This window comes from Methylobacterium sp. WL9, from assembly GCF_008040035.1.
Lineage (GTDB): Bacteria > Pseudomonadota > Alphaproteobacteria > Rhizobiales > Beijerinckiaceae > Methylobacterium > Methylobacterium thuringiense.
In genome coordinates this window covers 1-452 of the sequence record NZ_VRVE01000213.1, presented here as the reverse complement: position 1 = coordinate 452, position 452 = coordinate 1, and the positions used below count along the sequence as shown (strand labels likewise).

The window sequence follows — 452 nt, the reverse complement described above, 5'->3', positions numbered from 1 at the left end:
CCAGTTCCGGTGTGGGATCCTGACGATCGGCCGTGTCGAGCTGCGAGAGGTAGCGCGACACGCTCTCCTCGATCTGCTGGCGGCGCCGGTCGAGCTTTCCCTGCGTGAAGTTGCGGTCGCGGTTGTTGACCGCCTTGAACTTCGAGCCGTCGATCGCGACGCGCGTCCCCGTCAGAAGGCCCATCTCGCGGCACAAGGCGACAAAGCGGGCACAGACCCGCCCGATGGCCGGTCCGTTCTGACGGCGGAACTCGGCAATGGTCTTGTGATCGGGCGACAGCTGGCCCGTCAGCCACATGACCTCGACGTTGCGGCCCGCTTCACGCTCCAGACGTCGGCTCGACGGGACCCGGTTGAGATAGCCGTAGACGTAGAGCTTCAGGAGAGCTGCCGGATGGTAGCCCGGTCGTCCCGTCCGTGCCGCATCGACACCCGCGAAGCCGAGCGCGCCA

General features: G+C 66.8%; 1 protein-coding gene. It reads right to left on the bottom strand.

The genetic code is table 11. The features are described 5' to 3' along the window. Window positions 1-452, bottom strand: a 452-nt coding sequence (locus FV217_RS22545; RefSeq protein ID WP_147821860.1) for a transposase, incomplete at both ends; no start/stop codon positions are given.